Source organism: Streptomyces sp. KM273126 (genome assembly GCF_004337435.2).
Taxonomy (GTDB): Bacteria; Actinomycetota; Actinomycetes; order Streptomycetales; family Streptomycetaceae; genus Streptomyces; species Streptomyces acidicola.
Window position 1 is genome coordinate 1 of the sequence record NZ_SJXB02000001.1, and the last position, 16,236, is coordinate 16,236.

Annotated in this window: 12 protein-coding genes and 2 pseudogenes; 8 read left to right on the plus strand and 6 right to left on the minus strand. The window is 72.0% G+C overall.

Annotated features, from left to right (window positions below; all coding sequences use genetic code 11):
• Window positions 1–885 (minus strand): glycosyltransferase (locus E0500_RS00005; RefSeq protein WP_181586808.1); only part of this gene is annotated, 885 nt, incomplete at its 3' end.
• Between the two features lie 172 nt (window positions 886–1,057).
• The gene (locus E0500_RS00010; protein WP_131569975.1) at window positions 1,058–1,423 is read right to left on the minus strand and encodes a MerR family transcriptional regulator; all 366 of its coding nucleotides are present in this window, start codon (window positions 1,421–1,423) and stop codon (window positions 1,058–1,060) included.
• A 188-nt stretch (window positions 1,424–1,611) separates the two neighbouring features.
• On the opposite strand from E0500_RS00010, the gene E0500_RS00015 reads away from it, so the two are divergent.
• Window positions 1,612–2,517, plus strand: coding sequence for an NADP-dependent oxidoreductase (locus tag E0500_RS00015; protein WP_131569977.1), 906 nt, complete (start codon window positions 1,612–1,614; stop codon window positions 2,515–2,517).
• A gap of 127 nt (window positions 2,518–2,644) precedes the next feature.
• Here E0500_RS00015 and E0500_RS00020 read toward each other — a convergent pair.
• Both E0500_RS00020 and E0500_RS00025 read right to left on the minus strand, forming a co-directional pair.
• Window positions 2,645–2,899, minus strand: a pseudogene (locus E0500_RS00020) (helix-turn-helix domain-containing protein); the annotation flags it as partial.
• Window positions 2,900–3,116: 217 nt separating this feature from the next.
• Window positions 3,117–3,410, minus strand: a complete 294-nt coding sequence (locus E0500_RS00025; RefSeq protein WP_131572140.1) for a hypothetical protein — start codon at window positions 3,408–3,410, stop codon at window positions 3,117–3,119.
• A 262-nt stretch (window positions 3,411–3,672) separates the two neighbouring features.
• Between E0500_RS00025 and E0500_RS00030 the strand changes: the two genes are divergently transcribed.
• A complete protein-coding gene (locus tag E0500_RS00030; RefSeq protein WP_131572139.1) occupies window positions 3,673–4,215 on the plus strand; it encodes a YcxB family protein in 543 nt (180 codons plus the stop codon).
• A 238-nt stretch (window positions 4,216–4,453) separates the two neighbouring features.
• Here the strand turns inward: E0500_RS00030 and E0500_RS00035 are convergent, their stop codons facing one another.
• Both E0500_RS00035 and E0500_RS00040 read right to left on the minus strand, forming a co-directional pair.
• On the minus strand, window positions 4,454–5,695 hold the full coding sequence (locus tag E0500_RS00035) for a CdaR family transcriptional regulator (protein WP_131572138.1): 1,242 nt from the start codon (window positions 5,693–5,695) through the stop codon (window positions 4,454–4,456).
• 3 nt (window positions 5,696–5,698) lie between these two features.
• Window positions 5,699–5,851: a hypothetical protein gene (locus E0500_RS00040; protein WP_165935268.1), complete on the minus strand. Its 153-nt coding sequence runs from the start codon at window positions 5,849–5,851 to the stop codon at window positions 5,699–5,701.
• Between the two features lie 262 nt (window positions 5,852–6,113).
• On the opposite strand from E0500_RS00040, the gene E0500_RS00045 reads away from it, so the two are divergent.
• The 6 genes and pseudogenes from E0500_RS00045 (at window position 6,114) to E0500_RS00070 (ending at window position 16,236) form a co-directional block, all read left to right on the plus strand.
• Entirely contained in the window at window positions 6,114–7,157 is a 1,044-nt protein-coding gene (locus tag E0500_RS00045; protein WP_131572137.1) for a DUF3068 domain-containing protein, read from the plus strand.
• A gap of 318 nt (window positions 7,158–7,475) precedes the next feature.
• Window positions 7,476–8,627, plus strand: coding sequence for a glycosyltransferase family 4 protein (locus E0500_RS00050; protein ID WP_131571932.1), 1,152 nt, complete (start codon window positions 7,476–7,478; stop codon window positions 8,625–8,627).
• Between the two features lie 137 nt (window positions 8,628–8,764).
• Entirely contained in the window at window positions 8,765–9,490 is a 726-nt protein-coding gene (locus E0500_RS00055) for a class I SAM-dependent methyltransferase (protein WP_131571931.1), read from the plus strand.
• On the plus strand, window positions 9,487–14,058 hold the full coding sequence (locus E0500_RS00060) for an alpha-(1->3)-arabinofuranosyltransferase (protein ID WP_181586809.1): 4,572 nt from the start codon (window positions 9,487–9,489) through the stop codon (window positions 14,056–14,058). Before E0500_RS00055 ends, E0500_RS00060 begins: the two co-directional genes overlap by 4 nt.
• Window positions 14,055–15,502 (plus strand): annotated as a pseudogene (locus tag E0500_RS00065) (condensation protein). Before E0500_RS00060 ends, E0500_RS00065 begins: the two are co-directional and overlap by 4 nt.
• The gene (locus E0500_RS00070) at window positions 15,499–16,236 is read left to right on the plus strand and encodes a bifunctional 2-polyprenyl-6-hydroxyphenol methylase/3-demethylubiquinol 3-O-methyltransferase UbiG (protein WP_131572193.1); all 738 of its coding nucleotides are present in this window, start codon (window positions 15,499–15,501) and stop codon (window positions 16,234–16,236) included. The pseudogene E0500_RS00065 and the gene E0500_RS00070 overlap by 4 nt, the downstream one beginning before the upstream one ends.

A 16,236-nucleotide genomic window follows, 5' to 3' on the forward strand; every position in this document is an offset into this window, starting at 1 on the left:
GCCGACGACGAAGCAGTCGTCCCGGTCGTCGATCAGGGCCAGGTCGGCCCAGCCACGGGCGAGGAGGACGCGGCGGCCGTGCGCGCGGATCGCCTCGATGGCGACCCGGGCGGGGTCGGTCGAGCTGCGCAGGGCCATGCTGCCGAAGCCCACGTACACCGGCGGCTCCCCGGCGTCCAGGAACGCCTCCAGCCCTTCCGGGAGCGGGCGTTCGTCCGGCAGGATCCACGGTCCGGTCTGCACGAGGTCGAGATCCGTCATGTCCTGCCATGGGACCAGGTTCGGGTCCGCCGCCAGCCACGGCCGGTCGGTGAGGACGTAGTCACGGACGTTGTCCACCGGTGGCAGGCCGATCGCCGCCCGGTGGCTGTTCTCCGCCTCGCCGTACAGCTCGTTCACACGCTGGGCGTCCTGCTCCCACAGCGTCTTGATGTCGGTCTCCTCCGGTGAGGACTGCTTGCCCGGCCGCCGCCCCGGAGGGAAGTGACTCGACGGCAGTCCCAGCGTGTGAAAGCACGCGAGCACGTAGGGGATGCCCAGCTTCTCGGCCACCGAGCGTGCGCCGACCGGCATCAGGCCGGTCGCCAGCAGCGCGTCACAGCCCTCGGCCACCGTGGAGAGCGTGTCGAACCGCGCGGCGACCAGCTCGGGCGCGAGCCGGAACGCGGCCTCCGCCGACGGCGGCTTCTCGCCGGCCACCACCGAGCGCACCGTCGGGCCGAGCGGCACCAACGGGAGGCCGACACGGTCCAGCAGCGCCACGAACTCCTGATCCGGCGGCGCGCACACGCGCACCTCCGCACCGAGTTCCCGCAATCGCACCGCGAGGGCCACCACCGGTTCGACGTCCCCGCGCGACCCCCACGTCGACAACACCACACGCATATCGCAAATCCCCTAATTCCGCAGGTTCCGGCCTCGGCCGACCATCCTGCGGCACGACCGGGGCCTTGCCGCAAGCCCCCCGGTGCGCTATAGGTTGAGAGTGGCAGGGAGTGGGGTCTCTCTGCCTTTGCTTTTGCCTTTTGCCTTTCGCCTTTTGGGATCTCGTGAGCCTTTACGGCACGTGCGTGCAGCCAGGGCCAGGCTTGCGTGCTATGGCGATCACGTCGTCGAGCCGGTCGCGCACGGTGAGCAGGTCGGTGATCCGCCGGTCGATGCGGTCGCGCTCGGCCGCCAGCCGGTCGAGGAGCGCCCGGGTCACTTCGCCCGAGTCCACGCACGGCAGCACCTCGCGGACCGTTCTGCTCGGCAGGCCCGCGGCATAGAGCTGCTGGATCAGCCTGACCCGGTCGACGGCGGTGTCGGGATAGTGCCGCTGCCCGCCCGAGCTGCGCTCGGAATGGAGCAGGTCCTGCTCCTCGTAGTAGCGCAGTGCCCGCACGCTCACTCCTGCCTTCTCGGCGACCTCACCGATCCGCACCGGTCCTCCTCTGTTCTGGCCGGCATGTCCGACTTGCAGCTGACGTCAGCGTCAGGTTTTAGCGTAGTGGGCGTCGGCGCTCGCCGAACTTTCCCAAGCCACTGTTCTCACGAGAGCCGCTGTTCTCACGAGAGTCACTGATCTCACGAGCGGCCGGTTCAGGCCGCATCGGAAAGGCAGAACGTCATATGCGCGCAGCCCGCTACCACGAATACGGCAGTGTGGAGACCCTGGTGGTCGAGCAGGTGCCGGACCCGCATCCCGGACCCGGCGAGATCCGCATCCGCGTCACGGCGGCCAGTGTCAATCCCGTCGACTGGAAGCTGCGTTCCGGTGCGGCGCGCGAGCTGCTCCCCTTGGAACTGCCCGTGATTCCCGGGCGTGATGCCGTCGGCGTGATCGATGAGATCGGTGACGGGGTGCAGGGGGTGAGCATCGGCGACCGTGTTTTCGGGCTGGGCGGCGTCACCGGCGCGACGGCGGAGCTGGCCGTGCTCTCGGCCTGGGCCCACGCGCCCGCGACGTGGAAAGACGAGGAGTCAGCCGGCGCCGGCCTGGCGTCCGTGACCGCGATGGGCGGGCTGAAGGCGCTCGGTCCCCTCCAGGGACGCACCCTTCTCGTCGAGGGTGCCGCCGGAGGCGTGGGCAGTGCCGCAGTCGAGATCGCGGCGGCTCAGGGCGCCACCGTGATCGGGACGGCCGGCGAGCGCAACCACGAGTTCCTCACCTCTCTCGGCGCCGTTCCCACTACCTACGGCACCGGCCTCGCAGAGCGCCTCGCGACCCTCGCTCCGGACGGTGTCGACATCGCGCTCGACACCGCGGCCTCCGGGTCACTGGCCGACCTCGTCGCGATCGTGGGCGACGCCGCTCGCGTGTCGACGATCGCCGACCACGCCAACGCGCAGCGTTTGGGCGTGCGTCTGGTCAACGCGGAGAACGACTCCACGTTCCTGGCCGCGGCGGCGGAACTGGGCCGCCAGGGCCGCTACACACCGCGTGTCGAGCGGACCTACCCCCTCGAACGGATCGCGGAAGCCCACGCATACGCCGAGCGCGGACACACCCAGGGAAAGATCGTGATCCACCTCTGAGTCATCCCCAGTCCTGGTGAGTCATCCGCCAGTCCTGAGTGTCTCACGTGCGCCGAGGGCCTGCCGGGTCCGGTACGAGCCCGGACCACACAGGCCTCTCGGCGCCCTCGGTCACTTCCGGGTCGCGTACCGAACTCAGCAGGGCGCCGGTACCGCCCAGGAGCACGTCGGCCCGCTCCACGAAGGCAGGGTCGGGCATCCTCCGCCCCAACTCCACCGAGGCAACGGTGTGCTTGGAGAACCGCACCAGCGAGCCGAACTCCTCCCGGCTGAGCCCCGCGTGCCCACGCAGTTCCTGCACCACCGCACCGAACGTCCGCGGACTGTCGGACGTCTCGGGCTCTCCCCGCTCCCGCCCCCGCACTCCGCCACCCCCGCCGATCCCCCGACGACCTCCATGGGCCACCTCCCGCACACACCCCGCGCACGACGAACCCACCTGTCATCACGCTCCGTTACGGAACTTATCGTGTCCGTGACCGTGCACGCGCAATGCGCGCCACAATCGGCCACTCACGGCCACCCGAGGAGCCGGCCAGCCAGTAGAACCCGTCTCCGGACACCGTGGAGCCCCAGGGAATGAGCCCCTCCTCGCCTGGCTAGTAGATGCGATAGGGAGCGAAAACGGGGTCGCCCTCGCTGTCGACGACTCCGTACTCCCGGGCGTCGCTCAGGGAACCCCGCCACTGAGCGACCAGGTCGAACATCCCGCCCTCATCGACACCGTGCAGGAGAAGGAAGTCCGAGAAGACGCCCCCACCGAACCCGTCGCACAACTCCTTGTAGTCGGCGGGGAGTTCTGTATCCAGCTCCCGCTCGATCTCAGCCCATGCGACACGCGGTCCCAGCGGCTCGCGTCCAGTTACCGCAAGCAGACGCCTTGTCCACACCATGACTCCTCATGCTCGTCCAGATCACATCCGCCGCCCGACAACAGTCCATTCACCCCCCAATACCCCTTTCACCTCCTTTGGCGGTCAGCTTGACGTCGCTTCCGCCGGGTGGCTAGAACCCGGCTCGGTTCGCCGTGAGGCCATGTCGTCGTGCCACCACAGGGACCAAGCGCAACGCCTAACACAGACGTCACACATCCACACATGACCATCCCCACACCCAGGAGTGACCGTGCAGGAAGCGAGACCAGCGGTGAGACCAGTGGAGTTGGCCTACCTGCCGACGACCACGGACGCGGTGATGGCAATCCGCGCACGGATGCGAGCCACCCCGGCGGGGCGGCTGCAGAACTGGGTGCTCATCGCCAGCGGGCTCGTCGTGCTGCAAGGGCTCGTCCTGAACTTCACGGGCCCGAAGGGGCCCAGCCTCCAGTCCACGGTGCTGAGCCTCTCGGCGCTTGCCCTGGTAGCCGGCGTGTATCTGCTGGTCCCCACGCTCCAGGGGCGGCAGGTGCACCGTATGGTCGCCCCGCAGGGAGAGTTCCAGGCCGTCGTGAACGACAGCGGGGTGCGGGTGGCCTCGCGGTACAGCGAGACGACGTACCGGTGGCCGATGCTCACCCGGTACACGGAGACGAGCGAGCTGTTCGTCCTACTGACGCCCGACAGGTACGGCATCGGTATCGTCGTGCTCCCCAAGCGCGGCGCCGCGGAACCGGTGGACGTCGACCGGTTGCGTGACCTCCTCAACCAGCACGCCACCCGGGTCGGGCCCAGGAGAATCCGGTCCGTGCGGCATGCGTGACGCTGCCCTGGAAGCACTGGGGGGACACGGTGTCGCGCGTCGATCCATCGCCGCGTCCAACTCCACGGTCCCGGAGCAGTCCATGAACCAGTGCGCACGGAAGCCCACCGGCATCGGGATCGGATGGAGTGAGCCCAGCAGCCACGGAGCTCTTTCAGCGTTGCCGCTCCAGGTACGGAAGATCCGCCAGGACTTCAGAAGGGCCACACCAGTGCGGCGGATGAGGGAGCCCGTGAGGTCAGCGGCGGGCCCGCGGGTCGCCCAGTTCGCCCCGTAATCGTTGGGCCCGTAACACCAGTTCCAGTTCGAAGCGGCGGTCCGGGTCGTCGATCTCGTCGCCCCACAGCTCCCTTATCTGCCGGAGGCGGTAGCGGACCGTCTGGGGGTGGACGCCCAGGCGTGCGGCCACCTCGGGGGCGCCGCCGCGGGTCTCCAGCCAGGCCAGCAGGGTCTCCGCCAGGCGGCGGCCGTGAGCGGGGCCGCAGTGGGCGAGCGGGGCCAGGCACCGCAGGGCGAGGTCGTCGATGAGTTCCTCCGGCTGCAACAGCACCAGCGCCTCCGTGTGCTCCGTGCAGTGCAGCACCTCCCCGCCGGGCAGCAGCCGCCGTTCCATCAGCCGTACCGCAGCCTCGGCCCAGCGCAGCGACTTCGCGGCGTCGGGCAGCGGCACGGGCGGGCCGATCGCGCCGGACCAGCCGGTCAGGGCGCGGTGGAGCAGTTCGGGGCGGCCCGCCGCGCCGGGGTCGGGCACGACCATGCGGGGCTGCTCGTACTCCATGTCGAGCAGCACGCCCTGGTTCACGGCGGGGGCGACGGCTTCACGCGCCGGGCGCAACAGGACTCCCACGGCGACCTTCTCGGGCAGCGGCCAGCCGATCCGGGCCGCCCGTTCCGTGAGCGCCTCGCCGGGGTCGCCCCGGTGGTGCTCCGACAACAGCAGCTCCATCAGGCGGCGTTGCAGGCGGAGCCGTTCGCCCGCCTGGCGGGCAGCGGCCTCCGCGTAGCCGCGCACCGACTGGTCCACGAGGCCGTCGAGGTACTCGTAGCCGGCGTCGACGAGTTCGTACATCGCCGGGGGCGGGATCTCGACGCGCTGGCCGATCTCCGCGAACCGGCGCCAGGCGAGCCGTACGCCCAGGCGGTAGATGGCCTGGAGCGAGTCGAGGCTGCGGCCGTTCAGGCCCTCGCCGCGGCCGAACTCCTGGAAGACGCCCGGGGTGACGCGCGGGCGGCCCTCCGCCGTCTCCAGGTGCTGCACGAAGACCTCGATGGCGCGGCGAATGCCGATCAGCGCCATCGGCTCGCCGGAGTCGTCCACGACGAGCGGCAGATGCGGGTACTCCCGGCGGATCTCCCGCAGGATCTCCTCGGCGAGCACCGGCGCCTCCGCCATGGCGAGCGCGGCGAACTGGCGCACCTGGAAGCGGGGTACGTCGTGCCAGGCCGAGCGGGTGGTGACGGTTCCCGGGCGTCGGGTCACGTCTCAGCGCTCCGAGCCGGCGTTCTCGTACGTGATCAGCGGAGTGTTCGGCTGGTCCGGGGTCGCCTCCAGCAGGGCGACGACACCGAGCGCGGCGCCCACGGCGAGCGCGGCCGCGACGGCGACGGTGGTGATGGCGGCGAGCAGTCTGGACATCGACGGGTCAGCCTCTCTGTCGAAAGGTCGTCCCCACCCGGGCACCCGGCACATGGCCGGGGACCCTGGCCCGGCCCCCAGTCCGGCCCAGTCTCGACAAGCATTGACACCCCGTCAAGAGTGCGCCTACGGTTCCCGGCCCATGGTGCGTGCCGTTCGAAGCAGTACGGCACCGCCTACCGCACGCGCACTTTCCCCCACGGCGCGCGACCCCGGCGTACCCGTACGCCCGTCGCGCCGACCCAAGTCACTGGAGTGCCGGATGCGCCGTACTGCCCGCCCGTCGCCCGACCGCCACCCCTCATCGAGGCCCTCCGGGCCGCACCCGTCAGTCGCGTTCTCCCTGGTCATCCTGGGTGTCGGCACCTTCCTGCTGGTGCTGGCACCCCTGCTCGCGTGGTACGTGCAGCCGCGGGCCGCGGTGAACCCGATCGACATCGACACCACCGCCGTCTACACCGGTACCGGCAGCGTCTTCGACCTGGAGGAAGTGAGGACCGTACCGGGTCAGAAGATCACCATCACCCAGCGGGTGCGCGGTGACGTCACCGACAGCGAGCGCAGCGGGAAGGCTGCGGTCTGGGACGTGTCGACCTCGGTCGACACCGACGGGACGCTGCCCGCCGCCGACCCGCACGACGCGCTGGACTTCACCCCTCACCGCTGGGTCAGCGACCGCCGGACCAACCGGCCCGTGCACTGCTGCGGCGAGAAGCCGTACATCCAGGGCGAGGCCTATCTGAAGTTCCCCTTCGACGTGCAGAAGCGCGACTACCGCTGGTGGGACAACACCCTCGGCGCGACCGTGGCCCTCCAGTACCGGGGGGAGAAGAAGGTCCGCGGGTACGAGGGCTACCGGTTCACCGGCTCCGTGCCCGCGACGAAGAACGGCACCCGGCTGGTGCCGGGCGCGATCGTCGACGAGCCGAACCGTCCGCAGGTGGTCGCCGAGGAGTGGTACTCCAACCATGGCATCGAACTGGTCGTGGACCAGGCCACCGGGCGCGTGCTCTACGCGCAGACCGGACCGCGCCAGACGCTACGGGCACCCGGCGGGAAGAAGGACGCGGCCGTGCTCCTCGACAGCCGGAAGATCGCGTTCACCGCGGACACCCAGGAGTTCGCGGTCGAGCAGGCGAAGAAGGACAGCGGTCAACTGCGCCTGGTGGGACGGACGTTGCCCGTGGGTGCGGCTGCGCTGGGCTTCGCCCTCGCCGTGGTGGGTGCCGTTTTGGTGGTGCGTGGGCGCCCTCACCGCCCTCATCCCCAAACGTCCGGGTCGTCCCAGGCTCCGCTCACGATGTGACGCGGCGTCAGGCCCAACCGGCCCGGAATTTGTCACCTCGGTGAGTAGCAGCTTCGAACGGCTCGGCGAAAACTATCCACCCCACCCGAGCACAGCCCACCCACACCCGTCACACGACCCGAGCACAGCCCAGTCACACACCCCGTCGCACGACCCGAGCACAGCCCACCCACATCCCCCCGTTCCCCGAAGAGCCCAGCCCGCCCACACACCCACACACCCACACACCCACACACCCACACACCCCCCACGCACAGACCGGCAGGTTCGTTCCCCCCACACGCTGCGTTCCGCACCCTGAGACGAGTTGGAGCACCCATGCCCCAGCACGTGCCGTTCTCGCTGCTCGAAGCGTTCCCGCGCTCCGAGCGGCCCGCTCCGGCGCACCCCCCACAACCGCGCCGCATCGTTTTTCTCGCCCGCCGTGACCTAGGCAATCCCGCGGCCGGCGGTTCCGAACTCCTCGTCGACCGGCTCGCCGTCGGACTGACCCGGCTCGGTCACCAGGTGACCCTGCTGTGCGGCGGGCCCGCGGCGTTCCGTGACTACCGGGTCGTGTCGGCCGGCGGTGACCTGAGCCACTATCTGCGGGCCAGGTCCTCGTTCGCCCGCCAGGTCGGCGACTGCGACCTGCTGGTCGAGGTGTGCAACGGCATGCCGTACCTGGCGCCGCTGTGGCACGACGGCCCGACGCTGTGCCTGGTCAACCATGTGCACACGGAGCTGTGGAACATGCGGTTCGGCGGTCCGCTGGCGCCGGCGGCGCGGCTCGGCCGAAGACTCGAACACTGGGCGCTGACGGGTGCGCAACGGGGGAACCTGCTCGTCGCCGTGTCACCGTCGACGGCGCACGCGCTGCGGGAGATCGGCGTGGAGCGCGAGCGGATCAGAGTGGTGCACAACGGGGTCGAGGAGCCGGGGCCGCGCGCGGAACGCTCCCCCGAGCCGCTGTTCGTGGCGGTGGGCCGGCTCGTCGAGTACAAGCGGATCGATCTGCTGCTGCGGCTGTGGGAGCGGGTGCGGCCGGTGACGGGCGGGCGGCTGGTGATCGTGGGCGACGGCCCCGAGCGCGCCCGCCTTGAGCGACTCGCGGGCCCCGGCGTGGAGTTCACCGGTCATGTCTCCGAAGCCGAGAAGCACCGGCTGCTCTGCGCGGCCTGGCTGCTGCTGCACCCCTCCGCGGTCGAGGGCTGGGGCCTGGTCGTGACCGAGGCGGCGGCCCGCGAGACCCCGGCGATCGCCTTCGACGTGCCCGGGCTGCGCGACTCCGTCGTGGACGGCGAGACGGGTGTGCTGGCCGAGGGCGAGTCGTCCTTCGCCGCCGCGTGGTGCGCTCTCGCGCTGTCCACGGACCGGCGGGCCCTCATGGGCAAGGCCGCGAGGGAGCGCGCCGCGCGCTATCGGTGGAGCCACACGGTGCGGCAGTTCGGAGCCGTGGCCTCCGAGGCGGTGAGGGACTGGGTGCCGTGAGGAGGGTCGATCGGTTTGGGGGAGGTGCTGCCGTCCGGACGCTGCGGGCCGTTCGTGGCTTGTCGCGCCCCGCGGCGGAGCCGCATGACGACACAGCCCCGCGCCCCTTAAGGGGCGCTGTCCCTCACCGGAGTCGTATGAAGGACCCCTCCTTCCGCCGCTCCCTCGCCCTCTTCCGTGCCTTCCTGCGTGAGCAGGAGGACCCCGAGTACTGCTACTCCCTGCTCGCCCGGGACGCCGCCGACCAGGTCGAGGCGTACGGCGGTCCGGTCGACGGGCGGACCGTCGTGGACGTCGGCGGGGGCGGGGGGTACTTCACGGAGGAGTTCCGGCGGCGCGGGGCGCACGCGTACCTCTTCGAGCCCGACGTCCGCGAGCTGGGGCCCGAGCCGCCCGAGGGCGCGGTCGTCGCGGACGGCTATCTGCTGCCGCTGGGCGGCGGCGTCGCGGACGTGTGCTTCTCCTCCAACGTGCTGGAGCACGTGGCCGATCCGGGAACCTTCCTCAGCGAGCTGGTGCGGGTCACCCGCCCCGGCGGCCTCATCTACGTCTCGTTCACCAACTGGTACTCCCCGTGGGGCGGTCACGAGTGGGCGCCCTGGCACTACCTCGGCGCCGAGCGTGCGCGGGCCCGCTACCGGCGCCGTACGGGGAGAGAGGCCAAGCACACCCTCGGCGAGAACCTCTTCGCCGTGCACATCGGCCCCACCCTGCGGCAGGTGCGTGCCCGCGACGACGTCACGGTCGTCTCGGCGCGCTCCCGCTACTGGCCCTTCCTCGCGGAGACCGTCGTGAAGACGCCCCTCCTACGCGAGTTCGCCACCTGGAACCTCCTCCTCATCCTCCGGCGGTGTCCCCCATGACGAGTACGGTCCAGGCTCCTCCGCCGGCCCCGGCACGACCCGACGGGCCCGCGCGGCGGCCCCCCGAGGGTCCACGGTCGCGGCGCTGGCTGCTGGCGTTCTGGGCCGTGGTGTTCGTGCTGTTCCTGGCCGTGCGGCCGGGGCGGATGACGTTCGAGACCAAGCTCGGTGTCGCACTCGACCCCTGGCAGTTCCTGTCCGACCTGGGGCAGTTGTGGCACGACCGGGGCGGCTTCGGCGGTCTCCAGGACCAGTACGTCGGGTACGCGTGGCCGATGCTGCCGTACTACGCGCTGTGCGATCTGGTGCGGTTGCCGGTGTGGCTCGCGGAGCGGCTGTGGCTGTCGATCGTGGTGACGGTCGCCTTCTGGGGGGCGCTGCGGCTGATGGAGCGGCTGCGGGTCGGCAGTCCCCGCAGCCGACTGCTCGGCGCCGTCGTGTACGCGCTGTGGCCGGTGTTCACGACCGTCGTCGGCTCGACCTCGGCGGCCGCGCTGCCGGGCGCGTTCCTGCCGTGGGTGCTGCTGCCGCTGACGAACGAGCGGTACAGCGCGCGGATCGCCGCCCTCCGCTCGGCGTTGATCATCCCGTTCATGGGCGGCGTCAACGCGGCCTCCACCCTCGCCTCGCTGCTCCCGGTCGGGCTGTACCTGCTGTCGCGCCCGCGTGGCCCCCGGCAGCGCAAGCTCATCTCCTGGTGGGTGCCCGGCGTGATCCTGGCGACGGCCTGGTGGGTGATCCCGCTGCTGCTGCTCGGCGTGTACGGCGAGAACTTCCTGCCGTATGTGGAGACCTCGGGGACCACCACGGCCACCATGTCGGCCACCGAGGCGCTGCGCGGCGCCGGGAACTGGGTGGCGTACCTGCACTTCGGCGAGGCCTGGCTGCCGGCCGGCTGGACGGTCGCGGCCTCGGTGGTGGTGATCGTGTGCTCGGCGCTCGCGGCCGGACTGGGCCTCGCGGGCCTGGCGCGGCGGGACCTGCCGGAGCGGCGCTGGCTGGTGCTGACGGTGCTGTGCGTCGCGCTCGTCACGCTCGCCGGGTACGGCGGCACGTTCGGCGGGCCCTTCCACGAGCCGGTGCAGGACTGGCTGAACGGCGTGCTCGTCCCGTTCCGGAACATCTACAAGTTCCAGACGGGACTCGCGCTCGCCCTGGTCCTCGGGCTGGCGCACCTGGTGGGCGTGGCGGCCCAGGCACGCGGGGCTCGCGCGGTGCGCGGGCGGCGGTACGTGACGCTGGTGGCGGCCGTGCTCGTGCTGCCCGGCCTCGCGTGGCCGTACCTCAACGGGTCGATCCTGCAGCCGGGTTCGTTCCAGGAGCTGCCCAAGTACTGGCAGACGACGGCCGGTTGGCTGAAGCAGAACTCGCCCGACTCGCGCGCCCTCGTCGTCCCCGCCACCGCGCACGGCATCTACACCTGGGGCTCCCCCATCGACCAGCCCCTCGACGTGCTCGCCGAGTCCCGCTGGGCCCAGCGGGACTACGTGCCCTTCGGTACCCCCGGCAACCGGCGCGCGATGGACGCGGTCGAGCAGGCGCTGATGACCGGTGGTGAAGTGCCGGGACTGGCCGACTACTTGAGCCGCGCCGGACTGTTCTACGTCGTCGTCCGCAACGACCTCGACCCGGATCAGGCCGGCTACGTCCCGACCACGACCGTGAAGCGGACCCTGGAGCAGTCGGGGTACGAGCGGGAGGCGGGCTTCGGGCCGCTGATGACGGGCGGACGGATCGCCGACGACACACCCCTCCAGGTCGAGGGGCTGTACCCGCGCCAGCGGGCCGTGGAGATCTACCGGCCCCCGTCGGGCGCGCCCCGCCCCGGGCAGGCCGGGCTGAAGGCGATCGCGGACACCGCCGTCGTCTCCGGCGGGCCCGAGGCGCTGCTGCCGCTGGCCGCCGACCCGGCGATGCGGGGCCGCGCCACCGTCCTGACCGGCGACAACCACCCCGGTCTCGGCACCCCCGAGGTGCAGGTCGTCGGCGACGGGCTGCGGCGCGCGGACACGCGGTTCGGCCTGGTCAACGCGAACACCTCGTACACGTACACCGCCGACGAACGCAATCACAGCGGAAGCCTCCAGGACCCCGGTGACCGTCCGCGCCAGATCCTTCCGACGGAGGGCATCGACCACCAGACGGTGGCCCAGCTGCGCGGCGCCCGCTCGGTGACGGCGTCGACGTCCGGCAACTGGCTGTTCCACCTCCCCCAGTACGACCCGGTGAACGCCTTCGACGGCGACCCGAACACGGCGTGGGCGGAGGGCGCGGCCGGTTCGGCGGACGGGCAGTGGCTGCGGATCGCCTTCGACGGGGCCGAGGACATCCCCTCGTCCTTCAAGGTGACCCCGCTGCCGCAGGACGAGGTGCGGTCGGCGCCGACGCGGGTGCGGGTGGAGACGGAGCGGGGCTCCGTCACGAGCTATCTGCAACCCGACGGCTCCCCGCAGACCGTACGGGCCCGCCCCGGAACGACGGACTGGCTGAAGATCACGATCATCGACTCGGTGGAGCGGCGCGCCGGACTCACGGGCGCCGGCTTCTCGGAGATCGACCTCCCGGGCGTCCAGGTCACCCGCATGCTGCGGCTGCCCACGGACGCCGCACGCTCCGACGCCTCCGCCGAGATCGTCTCCCTGCACCGCGCCGCCGACCCCACCGGGCTCTCCCCGACGGGCACGGAGACCGGGCTGCACCGGAGGTTCTCGACCAACACGTCCGGCACGTACGAGGTGAAGGCGAGCGCCGTGCCCGTGCCGGGCGCCGAGCTCGACAAGCTGCTGTACGAGGTCGTGCCCGAAGAGACCGAGGAGAGCAACCGGGTCACCGCGACAGCGGACTCCACGGCACGCCTCGGCACCGGGCTGTCGCCCCGCAACCTCACCGACGGCGACCTGACGACGGCGTGGATCGCGGGCGACAAGCCGGTGATCCGTCTGACGTGGCCGAACCGGCAGGAGGTCGACTCGATCGTGCTGGCCCCGGCGGGCGGCCTGTCCACCCGTCCGACGCAGGTGTCGATCAGCTCGCCGGACGGCGCGGCGATCGCGGCGGTCGACGAGAACGGCTGGGCCCGCTTCGAGCCGATCACCACGAACCGTCTCGACATCACGATCACCGCCACCGCCCCGCTGACCGTCCACAACCCGGTCGCGGACGACGATCTGCAACTCCCGGTCGGCCTGACGGAGGCGTACCTCCCGGCCCTCGACGACCAACGGGCCGAGCAGCCGGCGGACGCCATCGCCTTCTCGCTGCCGTGCGGCAAGGGCCCGGTGCTCGCGATCGACGACGAACTGTACGAGACGAGTGCGAGCGGATCGGTACAGGACCTGCGGGAGCGGCGCCCGGTGGACCTGAAGCTGTGCCAGCAGGGCGCGTCCAATACCGAGTTGGACCTGAGCTCCGGCTCCCACCGGGTCGAGGCCGGGGACGGCGGGCCGCTCGCGGTGACAGACGTGACGCTCACCCGCGGAACGGTGACCGAGCCCTCCGGTACGACCGCCCGCGAGCTGCGGATACGGGACTGGCTCGGCGACCTCCGCGAGGTGTCGGTCGGCTCGGGCGCGGCCTCGTATCTGACGACGTACGAGAACTTCAACGACGGCTGGAAGGCCACGCTGAACGGCAGCGAACTCACCCCCGTCCGGCTCGACGGCTGGCAGCAGGGGTGGCAGATCCCCGGCGGCGCGGGCGGCACGGTCAAGCTGACGTACGAGCCGTCCACGACGTACGAGGCAGGGCTGGTCGGCTCGGGTGTCGGGCTGGTCGTCCTGATCGGGCTGGTGGTGTGGCGGCGTCGTTCACCGAATGCGGACGAGCCGCAGCCCGTGCCGCCGGGGCCGGGGCTCTGGCTCGGCACGGTGGCGCTCACGCTCGTGGGTGCCGTGATCGCGGGCTTCTTCGCGCTGCTGGTGCCCGTGCTGGCGCTGCTGGCTCGGAAACGCCATGCGCTGCTGGTGCCGATCGCGTTCCTCGCCCTGGCCGGGGCGGGTGTCGCCGCCGCCACGGGCGCCGGGGAGTCTGCGGCGGCAGACGAAGGGGCGTTCGGGCCAGTGGCCCAGGTGCTGGCGCTGGTGGGGTTGTTCGCGGGGCTGGTGAGTGTGGGGCGGGGGCAGTCGAGCATGGGGCGGCGGCGGTCCCGTCCCGTGCCTGCCGGACCCGGACCCGGACCTGACGAGGGCGGCCCCGGTCCCGGCGCGACGCTCACGTACGGCGGGCCGCCCGCACCGTCCGTGCCGCCGGACCGGGAGGCCCCGGAGGCCCCGGAGGCCCCGACTGCGCCGTTGCCCAGGCGGACGCGGGGCGCGAGCGGTCCGGGCCGGGAGCCGGGAGGCGCCGCGGAGGGCACGCCGGGCTCGGTGCCCCTGGCCGGGCCGACTGTCTCCGCAACCGGGCCGACCGTCTCCGCAAGGGGTCCGGGCTCCGCCCCGCCCGAGCCCGGTCCGCCGGCGCCGGGGGTTCCGCCGCCGGGGGCTCCGCTCCCCAGGCCGAGGTTCCGGGCGACCCCGCCCGGCGACGGCGCCGGACAGGGCGACAGCACCGGGAGGGGCGAGGTCACATGACGGCTGTGGAGCACCCGGCGCGGGACGGTACGGGCGGTCCCGGTCCCGGTCCCGGTTCCGGTTCCGGTCCCGTACGGCCGCCGACGCGCGTCCCGTTCCCGGTGGTGGACGAGATCGCCCGGCACTGTCTCCAGGAGGAGGAACCCGAGACCGTCCACATCGAGGTCCACCTCCCGGGCCGCCTGGACCCGGCCCGCCTGCGGACCGCCGTCACCGAGGCCCTGCACCGCCACCCGCGCATCCTGATGCGTGAGGCGCCGGGGCGCTGGTACCGGCTCCGTTACGAGTGGGAGCTGACCGCGGATCCGGACGTGGAGGTGGTGACGTTCCCGACGCCGGGCCCGGACGCGTTGCGGGACGCCCGGACGCGGGCGTTGACGGATGCGCCGCCGCTGTCGGCGTCACCGCCCGTCCGGCTGGAGGTCGTCGACGAGGACGACCGGTCCGACGGCACCGTCCTCTTCCTCACCATCAACCACACGGCCCTGGACGGCCCGGCCTGCCTCCGTATCCTCGCCACGGCCGCGGAACTGTACGGCGGCCGGGACAACTCCCCCGCGGCACCCCCCGTACGCACAGCCGACACCACGGCCCCCTCCGCCGAGATGCCCTCCACCTGGTCCCCACCCGCACGGGTCGCCCCCGGCCACTTCGAGACGTCCCCAGGCAACGGCATGCTCGTCACCGAGCTCCCCCTCCCCTCCGTCCGAAGGGCTCCCCCTACACGGTGAACGACCAGCTCATGGTCACCACCGCCCTGATGCTCGCCCACTGGAACCGGGAACACGGTGTCCGTCCCCGCCCGATGCGTATCACCATGCCGGTGGACGACCGCCCGCGAGACGCCTCGATGCCCATCGGCAACGGCACCCGTCTCGTCGAAGTCCCCTTTGCCCCGGAGGAGTTGGACCCCAGGGACATGCCCGGCCTGCTGCGCCGCACGGCGGCCCGCACCCGCGCCCTCAGATCCCTCCCCCGCCCCCAGCTGGGTCACGGCGCCACGCTCCTGACCGCTCCCTGGGCCCCGGTCGGCGTGCGGGCCGCACTCACCCGGGGGCTGCGCAGGGCGGCGGCCCCCTGGACGTCCACGACGCTGCTCAGCAACATCGGCCGGGTCCCGTACCCGCTGGACTTCGGCGAGGGGGCGGGCCGCGCCCACGCCGTGTGGTTCTCGGCTCCGGCCCGTATGCCGCGCGGCCTCACCGTCACCACCGCCTCCACGGCGGGCCGCCTCCACCTCGCCCTGCGCTGGTCGCGCGCCCTCCTCGGTCACGGCGACGGCGACCGCCTGCGCGACCTCTTCGAGCACTACCTGCGCACCACGGAAGTCAACAGCACGGAAGTCGCCGTCACGGAGTTCACTGGCACGGAGTTCACTGGCACGGAAAGCACCAGCACGAAAGGCACCAGCACGGACGGCACCAGCACGGAGAGCACCTCATGACGGCCACCGCACCCCCGCGACGCGGCCTGAGCGACTTCTACGAGAACCCTTCCGTCCCCGTAGCCTCCGGCACCGCCCGCAGCGTGCGTCAGGCCCGCATGCTGGCCGCCGCGCTCGGCCCGGCCACCGCCAACGGCCCGAAGACGGTCCTGGACGTCGGCTGCGGCGACGGCACGGCGGTCGCCACCGCCGCGCCCTTCCTCGCCGGCCACCGGATCGTCGGCGTCGACTGGTCCCAGGACGCCCTCAGACGCGCCCGCACCCGGCTGCCGTACCCGGTCCGCGGTGAACTGACCGACGGCGGGCTTCCGTTCGCGTCCGCCGTCGCCGACGCCGTCCTGTTCAGCGAAGTGGTCGAGCACCTGGTCGACCCGGACGCGGCCCTGGACGAGATCCGCCGGGTCCTGCGCCCCGGAGGCCATCTGATGCTCTCCACCCCGAACCTCGCCGCCTGGTACAACCGCGCCCTGCTCCTCGCCGGAGTGCAGCCCGTCTTCTCGGAGGTGAGCCTGCGCGCGATCCACGGCCGCCCGGGGAGGGAGGTCGTGGGCCATCTGCGGCTGTACACGGCCCGCGCGCTGCGGGAGTTCGTGGCGGCGTCCGGCTTCGAGGTCGTGGGCCTGCGCGGGGCACCCTTCCACGGCGTACCGCGTCCCCTGCGGCCACTGGACCGGCTGGCCTGTGCGGTGCCCTCGGCCGCGTCGATCCTGCTGCTGCACGCGCGCAGGACGTAG